The sequence below is a fragment of the Okeania sp. SIO2B9 genome (assembly GCF_010672505.1).
Lineage (GTDB): Bacteria > Cyanobacteriota > Cyanobacteriia > Cyanobacteriales > Microcoleaceae > Okeania > Okeania hirsuta.
On record NZ_JAAHGK010001002.1, the window covers coordinates 1 to 2,895 of the forward strand.

Genomic DNA, 2,895 nt, shown 5'->3' on the forward strand with positions numbered 1-2,895 from the left:
TGGAATTATTTATTCCTTGTATTTATTTTCTCAAGTCGCTTATGGTGCATTTTTTAATGGTGATTCTGGACTAAAAGCTTTATTAGCAAAACAATTAAGTAGTGGTAAATTGCGTTTTGACTTAATTCCATCTGAAGAAAAATGGGTGAAAGAACTTTGGAATCAAGGACTTTATCCCTATGAAAAACCGTTTGTTTTTTGTTTAAATAATCGCTACTACATTTCTTTCCCCTTTACTTTTTCTTTAATTACTGCGCCTTTCTATAAACTTTTTGGTTATAGAGGTTTATATCTGATTCCTGTAGTTTCTACCTGGGTTGTTTGGATAACTTTTAATTTAATTTGTCAATCTTTGAACTTTAACGTTATTAATACAAATCTAGGATTAATTGCTCTAATTTTTGCTTCAAATCTAACTTTATATAGTGCGATGTATTGGGAACATACATTAGCTATTGCCCTTTGTTTTGCGGGAATGAGTTTTTTCTTTATCCCTCAAATGTCTATATTTAATGTCATCATCACTGGATGTTTAGTTGGATTATCAGTTTGGGTTAGATCTGAATTTTTCGCTATGGTTGGTGCTTTGACAATAGTTGTTATTTTACAAGCATTTTCTCAAAATAATTTACTAGCAGCTTTAACAAATTCCAATAATTTCAACTGGCAGGATCTATATCTGAATTTGCAAGTACCAGTTTTCTACTTAATCAGTATGTTTTTGGTGGTCGGTGCTTTTTTAGTAACGAACAAAATTATTTATGGATATTTTTTAGGTCTTCATTCTCTGTTAGTGCTGGAAGAATTTTCCCTATCAAGAAGAATCGAAGAATTTAAAATAATTATTCAATTTTTAACTAAGTCTTTAATAGAATATTTTCCTCTAACCATTTTTCCTATATTTTACATTCTGTTATTTGGCATAGAAAATTCTCCTGATTTATTGAATGTTAATTTAATGATTGCTGCCCTTGTGTCAATAGGCATAATAATAACAGGATTTCAATTCATCAAAGGAGGTGTAAGAGAACTAAAAAATCAAATAAAAAAATGGTTGATTCCTTTGATAGCAACAATTTTATGGTTTTATTTCATGGGTCAAACAAGTGTAGAAGTGAATAATCAGATAACAATTATTTATTTGATATGTTTATTTTTTGTGGTAGGAGTATCTCTTTTAGTTGATATAGCACCTGATGAATTTACAGTTGGAGGAAAACAATGGGGACCAAGATATTTATTAATCCTTCTCCCCCTTATTTCTTTGATGGTGATTGAACAATTACAATACTTTCAAAATTTATCATCAACTATATTCTATTATGTTGCTTTATTTACTGTTTTGACTTTTGTAGCTTTAGGCATATACAAAAACCTATATTTAGGAACAATATACATAAATAAAAACAGCAAAGATATTGAGCCGACAATTCAGTTTTTAGCTAAAAATACTGACCCTGTGGTTGCTGTTTCTCATCAACACGCAGCCCAAGCATTAGAGTTTTCTTTGCCGTCAAAAACTTTATTATTTCGTGCTGAAGAAAGCAAAGATTTATTAAATTTAGCTCAAGCATTGTTACAAAAAAGCTTAGATAAATTCACTTACATTTGTTATCCCCATCGTGTCTGTCGTCCATTAACAGAAGCCACTGAAAAACTTCAATTTAGTCAAAATAATCAATTATTTCAGGTGAAGTTAAATAATTTAGGAACCCATGGTAAATATCCTATTTATCAAGGAGAAATTGTTGAAATAAGTTAAGATAGCAATTCTAATATTGGTGAGGTACAAAATTCGTTTGTTTTAGGGAGTAGGGAGTAGTAATTCGATAAACAGGGGATATAAAAAAACAAGGTAGTGGTGCATTGTAATGGTGGTCTATTGTAATTATGTTGGTCAAGGAAACGGTAGTGGGAGCATTTTGCTCCCATGAAGCAGCGCTATTCATCCTCATCTACCATTACTATGTAGGACTACCAAAAAGAAAAACAACTGTATCTCACTAATTTAAGAAACGCTATATACATTTATTTTGGAAATAGTAAATATGAAGTTTAAAGGGAACATAAAATAGGGAAAATAGGGAAATAAAGGAGATGATATAAGACACAGAAATGAAAAATTTTATTATGCCTAATTAATGAGACTTGACCAGAACACTCTTTTTAAAATCTATATCTATAATTTCCAATTTAAATGCGCAACAGCTTAAAGCAATTAAGTTTTTCAAAATAGGTAAGAATTTAGCTATTAGCTGCCAGCTCTCAGCTCTTATAAGGGGAATTTAATATATAGACTTTAAAAGCTGCTTTTATAGTAAAATTTAATTCTCATTCAATTAGTAAAGCTTTTATCTAGAACTAAAAAGAAGCAATAGCTGATGGCTGAATGCTGACGGCTGTTTGCGCAGCATTCCGGAGGAAATGCTTACCAAAATAGTAAAAAAATAAAAAAAAAATTATGTCTAATCAATTAGTTTGCACTGTTTTACCTACTTTCAATGAAAAAGATAATATTCGTCCTTTAATTGAAACTTTAATAGCTAGCGTGCCTCATCCTTATCTCATTTTAGTCGTAGATGATAATTCTCCAGATGGTACTTGGAAAATAGTCGAAGAAATTGCCCATAATTACCCCCTTTCTCTTCAAGATGACAGTTTTAAATCTGGTGTAGAATTAATTAAACGTATTGACGAAAAAGGTTTAACTTCAGCAATTCAAAGAGGAATAAATGAAGCGATCGCTACTTATGATGCTAAAATTATTACCTGGATGGATTGTGATTTATCTATGCCACCAGAAGATGTACCTAAGTTAGTCAAAGTAATAAGAGAAGGGAATGCAGATGTGGCAGTAGGTTCTCGTTGGATAAAAGGTGGAAAAGATATTGCTCA

At 30.9% G+C, this 2,895-nt stretch carries 2 protein-coding genes; both read left to right on the plus strand.

What is annotated here, in order from left to right:
- A partial coding sequence (locus F6K13_RS26520) for an LA_3751/LA_3752 family putative glycosyltransferase (protein ID WP_287288930.1) occupies positions 1-1,762 on the plus strand: 1,762 nt, incomplete at its 5' end.
- Positions 1,763-2,461: 699 nt separating this feature from the next.
- On the plus strand, positions 2,462-2,895 hold a 434-nt coding region (locus F6K13_RS26525; RefSeq protein ID WP_287288932.1), incomplete at its 3' end, for a glycosyltransferase.